This is a genomic window from Kitasatospora sp. NPDC058162 (assembly GCF_042884005.1).
Lineage (GTDB): Bacteria > Actinomycetota > Actinomycetes > Streptomycetales > Streptomycetaceae > Kitasatospora.
Window position 1 is genome coordinate 105,419 of the sequence record NZ_JBHVUS010000012.1, and the last position, 15,497, is coordinate 120,915.

A 15,497-nucleotide genomic window follows, 5' to 3' on the forward strand; every position below is an offset into this window, starting at 1 on the left:
GGGACAGGGCAGGACGATCATGAAGCTCGACTCGATGTACCAGGACATCATCCTGGACCACTACCGCAACCCGAAGGGCAAGGGGCTGCGGGACGGCGACGCCGAGGTGCACCACGTCAACCCGACGTGCGGCGACGAGATCACCCTGCGGGTGAAGCTCGACGGCGCGACCGTGGCCGACGTCTCGTACGAGTCCCAGGGCTGCTCGATCAGCCAGGCCAGCGCCTCGGTGCTGAACGAGCTGGTCGTCGGCAAGACCGTCGGCGAGGCCCAGGCCGTCCAGGAGGCCTTCCTGGAGCTGATGCAGAGCAAGGGCCAGGGCGAGGGCGACGAGGAGGTGCTGGAGGACGCGGTCGCGTTCGCCGGCGTCTCCAAGTACCCGGCCCGGGTCAAGTGCGCGCTGCTCAGCTGGATGGCCTGGAAGGACGCCACCGCCCAGGCGCTCGCCAATCACCCCGTCGTGAACGACTGATCCTGCAGAGGAGGACAAGACCATGAGTGACGAGAGCACCACCACCGCCGACGCCACGGCCTCCGCTGCGGACACCGCCGCGGAGGAGCAGCCGAACGGCGTCGTCATCGTCGGCACCACCGCCGGCACCGTCTCGGTCGAGGACCTGACCGAGGCCCTGATGGACGTCGTCGACCCCGAACTGGGCATCGACGTCGTCAACCTGGGCCTGATCTACGGCATCCACATCGACGAGTCCGACGTGGCCACCATCGACATGACGCTCACCTCGGCGGCCTGCCCGCTGACGGACGTCATCGAGGACCAGGCCAAGACCGCCACCGACGGCCTGGTCCAGGACCTGCGGATCAACTGGGTCTGGATGCCGCCGTGGGGCCCGGACAAGATCACCGACGACGGCCGCGACCAGCTGCGGGCGCTGGGCTTCAACGTCTGAGGTCTTCGCCGCCGTACCGAACGCCGCTGCCCGGGACTCCGGGCGGCGGCGTTTCGGCGTTCTCCGGTGGACACCCGCGCGTGATCCGCTTTGCTGGGCAGGTTCAGCGCCGTTCCCCACCGTCCACCCCCCACCCGTCGTGCCTTGTTCCACCGGTTCGGCCGGGCGCGGCCGAGTGCCTGGGCCCGAGAACCCGGGCGATCCGGGCCACCCTCGCCAACGGCCGGGCCGCGGCGACGGTGCGCTGTCGACCAGGTCCCAGCCGGAACCGGGCAGCCGGCCGGCCACAGGAAGGCGATGGCCCTGCACCACGTGGTGCAGGGCCATCGCCTGGTAGTTGCTCAAGTGCGTCGGACTCGACGGGATCGTGAGGCTCAGGACCAGGTGCCGCCGTTGCCGTAGGTGAAGACGGAGTCGGCGGTGCCGGCGTAGGCGGTGCTGAGGGCGAAGGTGGCGTTGCCGGGGCGGTAGACGCCGTAGGTGGTGCGGCCCTTGTTGGCCCAGTCGCCGGTGACGGGGAGGTCGCCCTTGACGCCGTAGGCGGCGGTGGTCACCGAGCCGTCGTCGTGCCGCAGGGCGATGACGTTCTGGTCGCCGGTGTTGGTGCCGGGGCGGAAGACGCCCATCTGGGTGTGGCCGACGCCGTCCCAGTCGCCGACGATCGGGGTGTCCCCGGCCTGGCCGAGCGCGGCCGTTGAGACGCTGCCGTCGTCGTGGCGGACGATGAACGTGCCGGTGCCGGGGCGGTAGACGGCCATCTGGGCGTGGCCGTTGTGGTCCCACATGCCGGGGACGGGGATGTCGCCGTTCTGGCCGAATGCGAGCGAGGTGGCGCTGGCGTCGTCGTGGCGGACGGTGAAGGTGTTGGTGCTGGGGCGGAAGATGCCGAGCTGGTCGTGGCCGACGCCGTCGAAGTCGCCGGTCATCGGGAGGTCGCCGGCCTGGCCGAAGCCGACGGGGGTGGTGTTGCCGTTGGTGTCGCGCAGGGCCCAGGTGCCGTCGCGGAAGACACCGACGGTGGTGGCGGAACCGTTGCTCCAGCGACCCGATACGGGCAGGTCGCCGCTGTACGTCAAGGGCTTGGTGGCCGTCGGGAAGGCGGGGGCCGGGCCGTCCTTGGTGAGACCGGCCTTCACAGAGCAGACCGGCCAGGCGCCCGGGCCCTGGTCGGCGAGGACCTTTTCGGCGATGGCGATCTGTTGGTACTTGGTGGCGAGGTTGGCCTGCGGCGCGTAGTCGGTGCCGCCGTACGCCTTCCAGGTGCTGGAGGAGAACTGCAGGCCGCCGTAGTACAGCCCGTTGGCGCTGACGATGCTCCAGTTGCCGGTGCTCTCGCACATGGCGACCCGGTCCCAGGTGGTCACGGACGCGGCTGAGGCGGTGCCGGCGGTGAGGACCGGGGCGGCGGCGGCAGCGGCGCAGGCGACGAGCAGGGCGGCCTTGCCCAGACGGGCGGTGGCGGACGGGGTCGACGGCTTGGCGGGCATGGAGGATCTCGCTCTCGGGTGCGGTGCGGAGGGAAGTCGCGGGCGGGGGAGCCTGGTTGGAGGCTCACCGGGGGCGGAGGTGGTGCGGCCCGCCCCCGGTGGTGTGACCGGTCGTCAGGACCAGGTGCCGCCGTTGCCGTAGGTGAAGACGGAGTCGGCGGTGCCGGCGTAGGCGTTGCTGAGGGCGAAGGTGGCGTTGCCCGGGCGGTAGACGCCGTAGGTGGTGCGGCCCTTGTTGGCCCAGTCGCCGGTGACGGGGAGGTCGCCCTTGACGCCGTAGGCGGCGGTGGTGACGGTGCCGTCGTCGTGGCGGAGGACGACGAGGTTCTGGTCGCCGGTGTTGGTGCCGGGGCGGAAGACGCCCATCTGGGTGTGGCCGACGCCGTCCCAGTCGCCGACGATCGGGGTGTCCCCGGCCTGGCCGAGACCGGCGGTGCTCACCGTGCCGTCGTCGTGGCGGACCACGAAGGTGTTGGTGCCGGGGCGGTAGACGGCCATCTGGGCGTGGCCGTTGTGGTCCCACATGCCGGGGACGGGGATGTCGCCGTTCTGGCCGAAGGCGAGCGAGGTGACGGTCGTGTCGTCGTGGCGGACGGTGAAGGTGTTGGTGCTGGGGCGGAAGATGCCGAGCTGGTCGTGGCCGACGCCGTCGAAGTCGCCGGTCATCGGGAGGTCGCCGGCCTGGCCGAAGCCGACGGGGGTGGTGTTGCCGTTCGCGTCGCGCAGGGCCCAGGTGCCGTCGCGGAAGACGCCGACGGTGGTGGCGGAGCCGTTGCTCCAGCGGCCGGACACCGGCAGGTCGCCGCTGTACGTCGAGGGCCCGGTCGGGTCGTCGATGATGTTCTTGTAGCGCAGGGCCTGGTAGTTGCTGTTCGCGTGGCTGTCGATCGTGGGGTCGTTGATCGACTTGCCGGTCACGTACTTCACCGGGGTCGAGCCGAAGGAGTAGTAGGAGAACTTGGTGTGGGCGTCGTCGTCCCACTTGGCGAAGAGCAGGACGTGCTCGTAGTACGAGTTGAGGACGTCGCCGGGCCGCAGGTCGCTACGGGAGATCGGGACAGTGAAGGAGTCTGCGATTCCCTGGGTGTTGGGGCTGCTGGCGAGGTGCCAGGCCATCGAGACGTAGCCCGAGCAGTCCGTGCGGTAGCTACGGCCGGAGGAGTCCGTGGAGGCACCGTTCTGGTCGTACGTGAGGGGCTTGCCCAGCCAGTACTGGGCGCGGGCGAGGACCTCGCTGCGGGTTATCTGGCCGCCCACGGAGGACGTGGTGGTTGCCGCCTGCGCGGTGGTCGGGGCGAACACGGCGACGGTGGCCGCGCCCGAGGCGGCGATGGCGGCGGCCAGGGCGACGCGGGTGAGCTTCGAGGCGAAGGAAGACATGGCGGTACTCCGAATCGGCGGGGAGAGGCGTGGGGTGCGGCCGGCGTCCTATGACGCGTGGGTGTTCACACGCGTGCGCGCCGGAGTGTCCCGCTGCGGCGGGACGGACCCGTCGGGCGGGCCGGAAGTCTGGGGTGCGAACGGGCGGTGGGCCCCCGTCACGGGTGGGTGGGCGCCGCCGCCGAGGTGAGCAACTCCGGTGGCAGGTAGTGCCGGTGGAGCAGCGGGGAGAGACGGTGGCTGCGGGCGATCAGTCCGTGGGCGCGGTGGAGCGGGCCGGGGCCACCGGAGGGGTCCGTGGTCAGCAGGAAGAGCAGGAGATCGACTCGTCCGGGTTCGCGGCGCGCGCTGACGTGCTGGAGCCCGTCGTCGGGCAGGGCGTGGGCCCACAGGGCGTCCACGACGTCTGCTTCGTGGCCGGGCCGGGCGCCGTCGTCGGACTGCCGGCTGGTCAGGCTGGCGTAGATGATCTCCATGGGTGGCTCAGCCGCCCCATCCGAGGCTCGCCAGGGTCACGGTCGGAGCCGGAGCCGCTACGGCGGTGGCGGAGGCGGCCGTGATGGCGGCGAGGGCGAGGGTGGCGACCGCGGCGGCCTGGACGATACGGGTGCGGAGCATGGCGGGAGTCCCTCACTGTCGATGGGTGTGGCTGTCCTGTACCGGTCGTACGTCCCGCGGTTGACGCTTCGTCCGGCTGTCGCTCCGGGGCGTTCCCCGGCGGCGATCACCAGCTTCGCCCCTGGTGAGCACCCTCGGAAGACGTTTCCGGTGTCGGCAATCGGCCTGTCCGGATCCGGACAATGCGTCATGGACATGCCAGCAAACTCCGGGCAATCGCGCACGAGGCGGCGCGGGTTCGTCATGCCGGGGCGGGGTGACGGTGGACTCAATCGCCCGGTGAATCGGATGAAGCATCACAAAAGCCTTCGAAAAGATCTTGAAGGAAAAGGGTGGTCGCTGTTTGGATACGACCCGAGAGTTCGACGGGCGTACCGCTGCTGACCTGGGGGAATCACAAATGCTGGAAGTGCTGGGGCTGACCGCCGGAGCCGTGGCGGTGTACCGGTCGATGCTGGACCACCCCCGCTTCGACCTGGCCGAGATAGCCGTCCACTGCGGCCTCTCGCAGGTCGAGGTGCACGAGCACCTCGACGAACTGAGCCGGCTCACTCTGGTGCGGGTCTCCGCCGAGCGGCCCGGCCAGATGCGCGCGGTGAGCCCGGAGATCGGCCTCGCCGACGTGCTCGCCGACCAGGAGGCCGAACTCGCCGCCCGGCAGGCCCGGTTGGCCGCCTCGCGGGCCGCCGTCACGCGCATGGTCGCCGAGCGCGCCGAGCACCGCAGCACCCACGGCGAGCGACTGACGGGCATGGACGCCATCCACAACTGCCTTGAACAGATGGGCCGTTCCGCCACCACCGAGGTCCTCAGCAGCCAGCCCGGCGAGCAGCGCCCCGACGACCTCGACGCCAGCCGCCCCGCGGACGCCGAAGCCCTCAACCGGGGCATCGCCATCCGCACGCTCTACCAGGACTCCACGCGCAACCAGCCGCACGTCACCACCTACGCCCAGTGGCTGCTCAGCCAGGGCGGCGAGGTCCGAACCGCCCCCACGATCCCCCAGCGACTGGTCGTCGTCGACCGCGTGCAAGGCCTCGTCCCCATCGACCCGACCGACAACCGCAAGGGCGCGCTGCACGTCACCGAACCCGGCATCCTCGCGGCCCTCCTCGACTTCTTCGAACAGGCCTGGAACGCCGCCGTCCCCCTCGGCGCCACCACCCCCGAGGACCCGCGCACCGGCCTGACCGCCACCGAGCGCGAACTGCTGCGCCTGCTCGGCTCCGGCCTCACCGACGACGCCGCCGGCCAGCGGCTCGGCATCTCCTCGCGCACGGTCGGCCGGCACATGGCCTCGATCATGGAGCGCCTCGGCGCGGGCAGCCGCTTCGAAGCAGGCATCAAAGCCGCTCACCAGGGCTGGCTCTGAACCACCCGCGCAGCGTGCCGGCCCGGAGTACCTGGACGGGGTGCGGCTGGTGGGCTGAGCTTGTCATGGCGGGTTCCTTCGGTGGTCGCTGCCTGAGGGATGTTGCGTGTCAATCTGCTGCCACACAAACCGCTCCTTCGGAGGAAGCGGTTGTGCGGTAGTGGTACATCTGCGAGCGGGCGGCCAGGCTGGTGCCGCGACGGCTACGTCCCCGATATGGTCGGCGTGCAGAAGGACATCGACGCGGAGAAGCGCGCTGAAGACGTCCTGCACCTGCACCCGCGCGATCTGGCGCTGGTGGTCGAGGTGACCTCATCGTCCAACGCCCGTCACGACCGTCGGCCCATGTTCGGTCGCCAGGTCAAGCCCACCAAGTGGAGCGGGTACGCGCGGACAGGGGTGCCGTACTACTTGCTGGTCGATCGTGATCCGCGTCAGCCCGGCGTCACGTTGTTCGGCGAGCCCAACAAGGCCGAGGGAACGTACGAGTCCTTGGGTGAGTGGAAGTTCGGGGAGTCCGTTCGACTCCCCGAACCGTTCGAGGTCGAGATCGTCACCGATGCCTGGAAGCCCTGGAGCTCCTAGGCATGGGAACGCCCCTGCCCGGGACTTGCCCGCCCCAGCCCTCGCCGGCGCTGCTCAGCCCGCTGGATCGCATCCAGCGGGCTGAGGAACGGGGACGTACGAGGTGTTGGCGTTCCGGTGTTCAGTCGGCCCCCGTCACAGCGGTGTGACGGGGGGCGGCGCAGGCTGGGCGCAGGTTCTTCGAGGAGGTGCGGACGATGAGCACTCGACGGATCCTGCGGGCCGGGGCGAGCACGGCTGTGGCCGCGGTCCTGGCCCTCGGCGGCGGCGCGCTGGGCGTGACCACGGCGCACGCCCAGGACTTCGGCCCGGACACCTGCCGCCAGGGCTTCGTCTGGCGGGACGCCCGGCCGGGGGACCACGTCTGCGTGACCCCGGACATCCGGTCCCAGGCGGCGTTTGACAACAGCCAGGTGCCCTTCCGGACCCAGCCGGACGGCTTCTGCGTCCAGGGCTTCGTCTGGCGCGAGGCCTGGGTCGGCGACACCGTCTGCGTGACGCCGGAGACCCGCTCGCAGACGCGCTTCGACAACGGGCAGGCCGACGATCGGCGGCTGGCGGTGCGGATCTGGGCCGACGACTCGAACGGCCGACTGAAGTTCAACGGTGACCACTTCAACGTCGACGGCCGGGTGCGGGTGCAGATCATCCTGAACTCGACCGGCACCGTGGAGTGGTCGCAGACCGTGACGGCGGTGCGGAACGCCGGGTTCGCGGGCGGCAGCTTCGGCGAGGTCACCGGCAACCCGTTCAACTGCGGGACGAAGAACGCCACCGCGCGGGCGATCGACCTGACCTCCGGCCGGGTCACGGCGTCGATCCCGGTCGGGTACTGCGTCAACTTCGACTGAGTTCGGCTGAGGTCGACAGCGTGCGGCATGCGGAGCAGCATGGAGGAGAGGCTCGTCCGTACGCGAAGAGTGGGTGGTTCGATGGCCTGCGGCGATCGGCGCCCGCAGGGGAGTGGCGCGGGCGTTCGGCTGGGTCTGCTCGGCGGCTTCGCCCTCTCGGCGGGCGGCGGGCCGGTGACCGTGTCCGCGGGGGCGGAGCGATTACTCGCGTTCGTCGCGCTGTGCTGCAACGGGAACGTGCCGCGCGGGCTGGTCGCCGGGACGCTGTGGCCGGACGTCACGGAGCGCTGCGCGCTGGCCAGCCTGCGCTCGGCGCTGTCCCGCCTGCCGGCGGCGGGCCGTGCGGCGCTGGAGATCGGCCCGGCCGAGCTGAGACTGGCCGACGGCGTTGTCGTGGACCTGCGCGACGCCCGGTCGCTGGCCCGCCGGATCCTGGCCCCCGGTGCGGCGCCGGGCCGGGACGCCTTCGGGCTGGCCGCGGTGGAGGACCTCTCGGCGGACCTGCTGCCGGGCTGGTACGAGGATTGGGCGCTGCTGGAGGCCGACAACTGGCGGCGCCTGCGGGTGCACGCCCTGGAGGCCCTGGCCCGCGCGTTCGTCGGAGCCGACCGGTTCCCGGAAGCGGTGGCCGCGGCCGGCGCCGCCGTCCGCGCCGACCCGCTGCGCGAGAGCAGCCAGGCGTGCCTCATCCGCGCCCACCTCGCCGAGGGCAACCCCGGCGACGCCCTCCAGGACGTCGCCCGCTACGAACGCCGCCTGCGCACCGAACTCGGCCTCCCCGCCCCGTCCCACCTGTGGAGCCTGGTCGCCCGGGCCCGCTAGGGCCCGGGCCCCGCTTCGCCCGTCGTCGGGTGAACACCCGCGCGTGGTCTGCTTTGTTGGGTAGTTCTACCGCCGTTCCCCACCGTCCACCCCCCACCCGCCTGCCGGCGGGTGCCCGCCCCCGGCCGGAGCCTGTCCCAGTTGTCGATGTGCAGGCCTATACGGCGGCCGTCCTGGTAATTCGGGGTGGTGGTGAGGGCCTTCGTGGCAGTGAGGGGCTGCCAGGAGCCGGCTGGGAGGACGGCCCCGTTTTCGTACTCGGGCTCGCCGCGGGCGGTGCGGATGCCGGTGCTGTCGCACCTGGCGGTGAGGGCGGCGGTATCGGTGTGGGCGATGGCGAGAGTCACGCGGGTTCCTCCCAGGCGTGGCTCACCGGTCGTCGAGGGTGTCGGCGAAGGTCACGTCCAGCTCGGCGACCAGGGCTTCGGCGAGTTCGGCCTGCTGGGTGCGGTCGATGAGGACCTTGCCGAGGTTGGCGACGCCTCTCAGCGTGGTGAGGTCGTTGTGTCGCAGGTCAAGGCCCTGGTACTTGCCCCGGCCGAACTCGGTCAGTCGCAGGACGCAGGTGTCGAGGACCGCGCCGCCGAGGTCGCAGCCGGTGAACGACGCCTCGGTGAGCCCGCACTTGGAGAAGGCGACCGGGCCGGTGGCGCGGATCTGCTCGAAGGTCGTGTAGTCGAGCTTGCAGTTGTCGAAGAGGACGTTGTCCAGGGTCACGCCGTTGAGCCCGGCGCCCATGATCTTGCAGTTGCGGAAGACGACGCGGGAGAGCTTGCTGTCGGTGATGCGGGCGGCGGCGAGGTCGCAGCTGTCGAACTCGACGGAGTCGAGGCGGACTTGGTCGAGTTGCACGCGGTCGGCCCGCACGTTGGAGATGCGGCCGGTGATGAGGCGGGTCTCGGCGAGGTCCAGGGCCCGCAGCTCGGCGTCGCCGTACTGGAAGTCCTGGACCATGCCCCGGGCGGAGTCCAGGGTGGTGACGTTGGACAGGTACAGACCGGGCTCGTTGAGGTGGGGCAGGGTTACGGTGACACGGCCGAAGGTGAGGCTGTCCATGAGGGGCTCTGTTCTCTCGAGGGCCGGGCCGGCTCCGCAGTGGTTGGTGGCTGAGGTGATCATGGCGGGGTTCATTCGATGGTCACTGCCTGGGCTACGTCGAGCGTCAATCTGTTGCCGCGCAAACCGCTCCTTAGGAGGAAGGATTTGCGCGGCAGTGGTATATCTGCGACCGGGCGGCCAGGCTGGTGCCGCGACCTCGGAGGGAGCGAAGTCATGTCGGTGATTGCGTTTGCGCAGTTGCTTCTGCCTGACTCGCCGTACGCCATGTGGGTCCGGGGAGAGCTGGAGGAATACCTCCGGCTACCGGACGATGGCACGCGAGTCGAGGTGGTCGGAGGGGAGATCATCGTGTCGCCGGCGCCGGTATACGCCCACGGGGGAATCCTTTCGGATATCCATCGGGGCTTCGAGCGTGCGTGGTTCACGGATGACGACTTCCAGTGGCGGGTCGTACAGGCCATCAACCTGGACCTTATCGAGATCGGGGACGGCTACGTCCCCGACATGGTCGTCGTGCAGAAGGACATCGACGCGGAGAAGCGCGCTGAAGACGTCCTGCACCTGCACCCGCACGATCTGGCGCTGGTGGTCGAGGTGACCTCATCGTCCAACGCCCGTCACGACCGTCGGCCCATGTTCGGTCGCCAGGTCAAGCCCACCAAGTGGAGCGGGTACGCGCGGACAGGGGTGCCGTACTACTTGCTGGTCGACCGTGATCCGCGTCAGCCCGGCGTCACCTTGTTCGGCGAGCCGAACAAGGCCGAGGGAACGTACGAGTCCTTGGGTGAGTGGAAGTTCGGGGAGTCCGTTCGACTCCCGGAACCGTTCGATGTCGAGATCGTCACCGACGCCTGGAAGCCCTGGAGTTCCTAGGCACGGGAACGCGCTACTGCCCGGGGCTCCGTGAGGAGTTCCGGGCAGCGGCCTTTCCGCGGTTCCTCTGCCCGGCGTTGGGTGAACACCCGCGGGTGACCTGCTTCGTTGGGCAAGCGTGTCTCAGGCGGCGCTCTGTGCAGGCCGACAGCCGGTTACCGCAGAGCGCAGGGCAGTTCGGACTCGGGCGGCACCTGCGGCGGCCACGTCCGCGCCCTCGCGGGCCGTGGGGGTTCGGGTGGTCAAGCCGGCGCACGGGCGGCAGATGCCGGGTCGGGGCACGGGGTCGTGGCACTTGACGCACTCGGCGTACCGGGCCGGTGGCTGTGCAACGGGTTGGGCGGGCGGCATCTTGTGCTCCAGGCGGTAGCGGAGCACGGCGACCGCCGAGTGCACCGGGGTGGGCAGGCCCGGCAGCAGGGCCTGGGCGAGGTCGGCAGGGGCCGCGCCGCGTTGCAGCCACTGTGCGACGAGGGGCGCGAGTTCGGCGGCTTCGGCCTCGCCCAGGCGCAGCCGGGGCTCGGGGTGGATCACCCGGAACAGCGTGGCGACCGCCTCGCGGATCTCCGGTGGTTCCTCCTCTCCTCCCCGGTTGCTTTCGTCAGCCGGGCTCGTGGGGAGGGAGGGTTCTTGCTGCCGGTCCTTTACAACAGGGCTGCCAGCAGGGCCGGTTGCCGCCTCACCGGGCGCCGGACGGGTGGTACTCGGCGGCGCCGTGAGGTGTGGGGTGTCGTAGACGTGGGTCTCGGTGATGATCGTGCCGTCGGGCATGCGGATCTTCTCGACCCGGTAGTACCCGGCCTCGGTCAGCTCCTTCAATGCCTTGCGGACGGCGCCACGCCCCTGGGGGCTGGTGTCGGCCATGCGCCGTCCGTCCTCGCGCCAGCCGTCGGGGCGGGAGAGGAGGTCCGCGAGCAGGCCTCGGGCGGTGTAGCTCAGCCGCCGGTACTGGAGCAGGGCGTTGGGCAGCACGGTGAAGTTGCGCACGTGGGCGCTACGATGGATCCGCATCGGGAGTTGTCGCTCCTGTTGCCGGACCCCGGAGCGTTGGCGCGCTGCCGGGGTCACCTGTTTTCGGTTAGATCACGGAACGTACCACGGCATTTGACGTAGCATCATGCACTTGTGGCATTCAGTGCGCTCGCTTGGCTGCCGGTCTGCGGCTACCTGGCGGCGAGGAGGTCCCCGCGTTCGATCGCTTCCCGGAGGACCGTGGCGATCTCCTGGGGTAGGAGGTCGATTGCGTCGAGGGCCTCGGTGGTGAGGGGGATCTCCTCCAGGAGGTACTCGCCTCGGCCTTCCTGGCTGAACTCGGGGCCGGTCCGGTCCGCGAAGCTCCACTTCTCGATGGCGGCGAGGTAGAAGTCCTCGTGGTCGGTGCCGGTTTCGATGGTGTGGAGGTGGCTGACGACCTGGGCCTCGCCCGCGATCTCCTCGCGGACCTCGCGCAGCAGGGCCTCCTCAGGGCTGGCGTCGGTCGGTTCGATCTTGCCACCGACGATCACCCAGTACGGGTCGATGCCGGGGCGGATGCGCTTGATCAGCAGCATGGTGTCGTTCGGGGTGAGGAGGACGGCGCGGACGCGGTGCTGCATGGTGGCCTGCTTCCTGTTCGGTGGGACGGGCGGTCAGTGGAGGAGCCAGCCGCCGTCAACATGCAACGACTGGCCGGTGATGAAGGACGCGCTGGGGCCGACGAGGAAGGCGACCGCGGCGGCGACGTCCTCGGGGCGTCCTCGGCGCTGGACGCACTGGCGGCGGATTTGGTCCTCGGGTCGGGCTCGGTGGTGGGCGGGCAGGTCGTTCTCCGCCTCGACCTGGATGGCCCCGGGTACGACAGTGTTCACGCAGATCCCGGCCGGTCCAAGTTCCCTGGCCAGCGACCTGGTGAGGCCGAGGAGTCCGGCCTTGGCGGTGCTGTAGGCGGTGAGTCGGGGGCGGCCGGCGCGGGCGTTGACGCTGCCGATGTTGACGATCCGGCCCCATCGGCGCTCGGTCATGCCCGGGGTGATGGCCCGGCAAGTGCGGTAGTGGATGGTCAGGTTGGACTCGATGGCGAGCGCCCAGTCGTCCTCGCCGAGCCTGTCCCACGGGATGCGCGGGTAGGCGCCCGCGTTGTTGACGAGGACGTCGACCGGCCCGAGTTCGGACTCGACCTGACTGACCAGCGCGGCTACGGCGTTCGGGTCAGTCAGGTCGGCGCTGACCTCAATGCCGCTGCGGCCCTCGCGCCGCACGTCGGCGAGCACGGTGCGAGCCTGGCGGATCTGCGCGAGGTGGTTGATGGCGACGGCAGCTCCGGCGGCGGCCAGGGCTCGGCCGATCGCGGCGCCGATCCCGGTGGCTCCGCCGGTGACCAGCGCGACCCGACCTTGGAGCGGCAGGGCGGCGATGGGCAGTTCAAGCGGCGTGGGTGTGGTCATCGTCGGTCCGATCGTCGGGGCCGGTGGCCGGCGCGGGCTGGGTGCGGGTGAAGGTCTCGCAGACGGTCTCGGGCTGCTGGGTCTCGGCGAGCTTGGCCAGGAGCAGGAGGAGGTCGTAGCCGGTGAGGCGGCCGGGCGGGATGACGCCAAGGATCCGCAGTGTGAGGAAGTGGCGGATCTGGGCGAGGAAGCGGTCCGGGGCCAGTCCGGCGGCGGGCGCGAGGTCGGCGCGAACGCGCTTCAGCAGGCGATCGATTGCGGCCCGGCGCCCGGCGCCGACCGCCCAGGTGTAGCGGACTTCCAGGCGGCGGTGGCGCTCGTCGTGGTCGACGTGTTCGAGGTGCGGGGTGCTGACCGGCGGCAGGTGCAGCGGGAGGGTGCGGGCGTACACGTCAGGCTGGTAGGTCGGTACGAGCCAGCCGCCCATGCCGAGCAAGTACCAGAGGAGGATGGTGATTTCCCCGGCGACCGTGTTGCGGCCGGCGTACTGGAAGTCGAGCCAGCACAGCGGGTCGGCGATGTTCGGTTCGGTCGGGTCGCCCTGGGTGAGCGCAGTGACCCAGGTACGGACGGAGCAGAGCGCTTCGCGGGCTTCCCAGATGATGGCGGGCAGGTCGAGGCGCATCGGGACGCCGTTGACGACGAGGATGTGACCGGTGAGGGCATGCACGGGCAGCCGCTGGTCGGTGCGTGGGGCAGGGACGGTGAGGCTGCCGGACAGGTACCAGGTGTCGATCCGCCCGCCGGGGCGGATACGGTCCAGGTAGAGGCCGGGCACGCAGTCCGAGAGCGGCGCGGTACTTCCGCTGTCGGCGACGGCGGCGAGCAGGCTGTCGCAGACGGCGTCGATCAGCGCGGTGACCCTAGGCAGGGCGCTCGGGTGCCGGTCGGCGGTGGCGATGACGTCGCCGAGCAGCATGGTGCAGCGGCCGGCGGCGAACACGTCCTCGTAGCTCACGACGTGCTTGCCGCCTGCCCGGCTGTGGCCCAGTAGTTGGGGCACCGGCAGCGTGCGGGCGGTGGCCTGCCAGCCCTGGACCTCGGCCTCCGCTGCGGCGGGGGCGAGGATCTTGCGGAAGGCTGGGACAGAGGCGGCGGGGCCGTTCATACGCGGCTCGTCGGCAGAGCGATGGTGGCCAGCCAGTGGCCCAGCACGATGTTGGCCAGCTCCACCGCCTTCTCGCGGTCCTCGCGGGCCTGGCGACGCAGGTCGGCGTCGATAGCGGGCTCGCGGTCGAGGAAGACACCCAGCGCATCGTCGTCCGAGGCACGCTCGGTGCCCTCGAAGCGCAGCATCACCTTGGCCAGCAGGGCGGTGATCTTGAACAGGGCGCGGAGGTCGGGCGCTCCCTTGAGGATCTGGCGGCGGATCTCGAAGGCGGCCTGCACGCCGGCCTCGACGCTGGCCGCCACGTCGCCGGCCGCGTCCGGGGCAGGGAGGGCCAGGCCGGGGCGGCACCACAGCGGCACGAGGGAGCCGGAGCCGATCAGCATGAGGACGTGCAGCAGGCGGGAGGTGACCGCCCCGGTGCGGCACTCGTCCTGGGTCAGCACGGTCAGGCCGAGCTTGACGCCTCCGAGTTCGGCTTCGAGTTCGGCGAGGGCCTGCCGGAGCCTGGGGAGGCCGTCCTGCTCGGCGACGACGAAGACGTCCAGGTCGGACCACCCATGCTGGTACTTGCCGCGGGCTCCGCTGCCGGTCACGGCGAGGAGGTCGATGACGGGCGGTGTCTGGACGGTGGTGCGGTCGAGCAGCTCGGACAGGTAGGACTCCAGGTGGACGGGCAGGCCCAGCGTGTTCACCGGCGTGGTGGCCGGCCTGCGCAGCGGCCACCGGCGGGCCAGGGCGATCCCGTCGAGGCGGCGCTCCAGATGCAGGCGGGTGTGGTTGTTGTCGATGACCTCCTGCGCGAGCGAGGCAATCCCGGCTGCGCCACGGCGGGCCTTGACGGCGTCGCGCTCGACCACGTCCTCAGGCCCAGCGGTGCCGCGTTCAGCACGGACCTCCGGCGTCGCGTCGACGTACACGACGGTCAGCTGCTCGCCGAGCATCCGCCGCAGCTCGGCGGTCGCGTCCTGGTCGTGCAGCGACTCGATGGTGACGTGGTCGAGGAAGTGGTGGGCCGCGCAGTAGCGGTCGAGGCCGTCGACCAGCAGCTCGGCCCGCACCACAGCCGGGAGCTCATACGGGTCGGCGGTGCCGGCGCGCTGGGCGGCGTCCTCGATCAGGTAGCCGATCTTGAGGCGGGCGTACCCGTGCCTGACCCGCAGGTACTCGCCCGCCGTGCTCTTGCCACTCTCCGACATGCCACCGAGCGCGATCACCCGCACCCCGGGCAGGGCGCGGGGCGGCACGAGCGGGGCGACCGGGTGTAAGCGCTGGCGGATCTCGTCCTGGACGGCCATGACCCGGCGCTCGCCGACCACGATGGTCTCCGCCCACCTGCCCTCGGCGATGAGCCGGTGCATCTGCAGGTGGAGGTGTCGCTGGTAGTCCGCGTAGGTCGGGGTGACGTGTCGCTCGTGGGAGAGGCTACGGGAGGTGCCGATCACCGAGTCATCGTCGTGCAGGAGCACGGTGCCGTGCTCGGCGGCCTCGGCGGCTCGCACGTCGGAGGCGTAGGCGTCGAGCAGCTTGCGGGCCCGGTCGGCAGCCTCGTCGGGGCTGAGACGCTCGCGCACCGCGACGGTGGCGGCCAGCGAGGCTTCCAGCATCGGCATGCCCCGGTCCATCAGCCGCACGGGCGCGGCGGCAGGCCTGCGGGAGCGCTCCAGGTAGGAGCTGGCGAGGACGTCGGCGACCTCTTCGATCGGGCCGAGCTCGAACCACCAGGCGCTCATGCCCCTCGCCTTGATGGCGTCCCAGCGCGGGTCGTAGTCGTCCAGCCGTCCGGTGGCGTGGGCGGCGGGGCCGAGGCGGCGAGCCAGAATGCCGATCTGCTTGGTCTTGCCGACGTTGTCGGGACCGCTGATCGCGATCGTCACGGGCTGGGAAGGCGTGGGGTCGTGCTCAAGGGAGATGGACACGATTTCCTCCGAGGGCTGCGCAATGTCTGTGGGGCGGTTGGCGGCCCTCGGCCGGACGCCACGAGGGCGCCCGGCCGAGAGCCGGATCGGGC

Annotated in this window: 17 protein-coding genes; 7 read left to right on the top strand and 10 right to left on the bottom strand. The window is 70.8% G+C overall.

Annotation, left to right across the window (positions count from 1 at the left end):
- Positions 1-19: 19 nt before the first annotated feature.
- Both sufU and ACFVXG_RS22885 read left to right on the top strand, forming a co-directional pair.
- Positions 20-472 (top strand): Fe-S cluster assembly sulfur transfer protein SufU, encoded by a 453-nt coding sequence (gene sufU / locus ACFVXG_RS22880; RefSeq protein ID WP_387930155.1) that lies wholly within the window; start codon positions 20-22, stop codon positions 470-472.
- Between the two features lie 22 nt (positions 473-494).
- Complete coding sequence (locus ACFVXG_RS22885) at positions 495-908, top strand: metal-sulfur cluster assembly factor (RefSeq protein ID WP_387930157.1); 414 nt, start codon at positions 495-497, stop codon at positions 906-908.
- Between the two features lie 374 nt (positions 909-1,282).
- On the opposite strand, the gene ACFVXG_RS22890 is transcribed toward ACFVXG_RS22885, so the two are convergent.
- The 4 genes from ACFVXG_RS22890 to ACFVXG_RS22905 form a co-directional block, all read right to left on the bottom strand.
- Positions 1,283-2,395 carry a transglycosylase family protein gene (locus ACFVXG_RS22890; protein WP_387930158.1) on the bottom strand — a complete coding sequence of 371 codons (1,113 nt, stop codon included), beginning with the start codon at positions 2,393-2,395 and terminating at the stop codon, positions 1,283-1,285.
- Between the two features lie 114 nt (positions 2,396-2,509).
- Positions 2,510-3,775, bottom strand: coding sequence for a hypothetical protein (locus ACFVXG_RS22895; protein ID WP_387930160.1), 1,266 nt, complete (start codon positions 3,773-3,775; stop codon positions 2,510-2,512).
- A gap of 158 nt (positions 3,776-3,933) precedes the next feature.
- Positions 3,934-4,251, bottom strand: a complete 318-nt coding sequence (locus ACFVXG_RS22900; RefSeq protein WP_387930161.1) for a hypothetical protein — start codon at positions 4,249-4,251, stop codon at positions 3,934-3,936.
- 7 nt (positions 4,252-4,258) lie between these two features.
- Positions 4,259-4,393, bottom strand: a complete 135-nt coding sequence (locus tag ACFVXG_RS22905; protein ID WP_387930162.1) for a hypothetical protein — start codon at positions 4,391-4,393, stop codon at positions 4,259-4,261.
- A gap of 400 nt (positions 4,394-4,793) precedes the next feature.
- Here ACFVXG_RS22905 and ACFVXG_RS22910 point away from each other — a divergent pair, with 400 nt between their 5' ends.
- From ACFVXG_RS22910 to ACFVXG_RS22925, 4 genes are all read left to right on the top strand, one after another.
- Positions 4,794-5,765: a LuxR C-terminal-related transcriptional regulator gene (locus tag ACFVXG_RS22910; protein ID WP_387930164.1), complete on the top strand. Its 972-nt coding sequence runs from the start codon at positions 4,794-4,796 to the stop codon at positions 5,763-5,765.
- 99 nt (positions 5,766-5,864) lie between these two features.
- Positions 5,865-6,350, top strand: coding sequence for a Uma2 family endonuclease (locus ACFVXG_RS22915; protein ID WP_387930166.1), 486 nt, complete (start codon positions 5,865-5,867; stop codon positions 6,348-6,350).
- Between the two features lie 197 nt (positions 6,351-6,547).
- On the top strand, positions 6,548-7,201 hold the full coding sequence (locus tag ACFVXG_RS22920; RefSeq protein WP_387930167.1) for a hypothetical protein: 654 nt from the start codon (positions 6,548-6,550) through the stop codon (positions 7,199-7,201).
- Between the two features lie 39 nt (positions 7,202-7,240).
- Entirely contained in the window at positions 7,241-8,023 is a 783-nt protein-coding gene (locus ACFVXG_RS22925) for a BTAD domain-containing putative transcriptional regulator (protein ID WP_387930169.1), read from the top strand.
- Positions 8,024-8,392: 369 nt separating this feature from the next.
- Here ACFVXG_RS22925 and ACFVXG_RS22930 read toward each other — a convergent pair whose 3' ends face one another.
- Complete coding sequence (locus ACFVXG_RS22930) at positions 8,393-9,079, bottom strand: pentapeptide repeat-containing protein (RefSeq protein WP_387930171.1); 687 nt, start codon at positions 9,077-9,079, stop codon at positions 8,393-8,395.
- A 216-nt stretch (positions 9,080-9,295) separates the two neighbouring features.
- Between ACFVXG_RS22930 and ACFVXG_RS22935 the strand changes: the two genes are divergently transcribed.
- Complete coding sequence (locus ACFVXG_RS22935; protein ID WP_387930172.1) at positions 9,296-9,955, top strand: Uma2 family endonuclease; 660 nt, start codon at positions 9,296-9,298, stop codon at positions 9,953-9,955.
- Between the two features lie 123 nt (positions 9,956-10,078).
- Here the strand turns inward: ACFVXG_RS22935 and ACFVXG_RS22940 are convergent, their stop codons facing one another.
- The 5 genes from ACFVXG_RS22940 to ACFVXG_RS22960 form a co-directional block, all read right to left on the bottom strand.
- Positions 10,079-10,966, bottom strand: coding sequence for a hypothetical protein (locus tag ACFVXG_RS22940; RefSeq protein WP_387930174.1), 888 nt, complete (start codon positions 10,964-10,966; stop codon positions 10,079-10,081).
- Positions 10,967-11,118: 152 nt separating this feature from the next.
- On the bottom strand, positions 11,119-11,550 hold the full coding sequence (locus ACFVXG_RS22945) for an NUDIX domain-containing protein (protein ID WP_387930176.1): 432 nt from the start codon (positions 11,548-11,550) through the stop codon (positions 11,119-11,121).
- 33 nt (positions 11,551-11,583) lie between these two features.
- On the bottom strand, positions 11,584-12,378 hold the full coding sequence (gene fabG / locus ACFVXG_RS22950) for a 3-oxoacyl-ACP reductase FabG (protein ID WP_387930177.1): 795 nt from the start codon (positions 12,376-12,378) through the stop codon (positions 11,584-11,586).
- Positions 12,356-13,486 carry a hypothetical protein gene (locus ACFVXG_RS22955; RefSeq protein ID WP_387930179.1) on the bottom strand — a complete coding sequence of 377 codons (1,131 nt, stop codon included), beginning with the start codon at positions 13,484-13,486 and terminating at the stop codon, positions 12,356-12,358. The genes fabG and ACFVXG_RS22955 overlap by 23 nt, the downstream gene beginning before the upstream one ends.
- On the bottom strand, positions 13,483-15,405 hold the full coding sequence (locus ACFVXG_RS22960) for a nucleotidyltransferase domain-containing protein (RefSeq protein ID WP_387930180.1): 1,923 nt from the start codon (positions 15,403-15,405) through the stop codon (positions 13,483-13,485). The genes ACFVXG_RS22955 and ACFVXG_RS22960 overlap by 4 nt, the downstream gene beginning before the upstream one ends.
- Positions 15,406-15,497 lie beyond the last annotated feature (92 nt).

Bases quoted from the DNA above. Each gene is read 5' to 3' on its own strand.
- sufU (WP_387930155.1), top strand. From the start codon at position 20: ATGAAGCTCGACTCGATGTACCAGGACATCATCCTGGACCACTACCGC.
- ACFVXG_RS22885 (WP_387930157.1), top strand. From the start codon at position 495: ATGAGTGACGAGAGCACCACCACCGCCGACGCCACGGCCTCCGCTGCG.
- ACFVXG_RS22890 (WP_387930158.1), bottom strand. From the start codon at position 2,395: ATGCCCGCCAAGCCGTCGACCCCGTCCGCCACCGCCCGTCTGGGCAAG.
- ACFVXG_RS22895 (WP_387930160.1), bottom strand. From the start codon at position 3,775: ATGTCTTCCTTCGCCTCGAAGCTCACCCGCGTCGCCCTGGCCGCCGCC.
- ACFVXG_RS22900 (WP_387930161.1), bottom strand. From the start codon at position 4,251: ATGGAGATCATCTACGCCAGCCTGACCAGCCGGCAGTCCGACGACGGC.
- ACFVXG_RS22905 (WP_387930162.1), bottom strand. From the start codon at position 4,393: ATGCTCCGCACCCGTATCGTCCAGGCCGCCGCGGTCGCCACCCTCGCC.
- ACFVXG_RS22910 (WP_387930164.1), top strand. From the start codon at position 4,794: ATGCTGGAAGTGCTGGGGCTGACCGCCGGAGCCGTGGCGGTGTACCGG.
- ACFVXG_RS22915 (WP_387930166.1), top strand. From the start codon at position 5,865: ATGTTGCGTGTCAATCTGCTGCCACACAAACCGCTCCTTCGGAGGAAG.
- ACFVXG_RS22920 (WP_387930167.1), top strand. From the start codon at position 6,548: ATGAGCACTCGACGGATCCTGCGGGCCGGGGCGAGCACGGCTGTGGCC.
- ACFVXG_RS22925 (WP_387930169.1), top strand. From the start codon at position 7,241: ATGGAGGAGAGGCTCGTCCGTACGCGAAGAGTGGGTGGTTCGATGGCC.
- ACFVXG_RS22930 (WP_387930171.1), bottom strand. From the start codon at position 9,079: ATGGACAGCCTCACCTTCGGCCGTGTCACCGTAACCCTGCCCCACCTC.
- ACFVXG_RS22935 (WP_387930172.1), top strand. From the start codon at position 9,296: ATGTCGGTGATTGCGTTTGCGCAGTTGCTTCTGCCTGACTCGCCGTAC.
- ACFVXG_RS22940 (WP_387930174.1), bottom strand. From the start codon at position 10,966: ATGCGGATCCATCGTAGCGCCCACGTGCGCAACTTCACCGTGCTGCCC.
- ACFVXG_RS22945 (WP_387930176.1), bottom strand. From the start codon at position 11,550: ATGCAGCACCGCGTCCGCGCCGTCCTCCTCACCCCGAACGACACCATG.
- fabG (WP_387930177.1), bottom strand. From the start codon at position 12,378: ATGACCACACCCACGCCGCTTGAACTGCCCATCGCCGCCCTGCCGCTC.
- ACFVXG_RS22955 (WP_387930179.1), bottom strand. From the start codon at position 13,486: ATGAACGGCCCCGCCGCCTCTGTCCCAGCCTTCCGCAAGATCCTCGCC.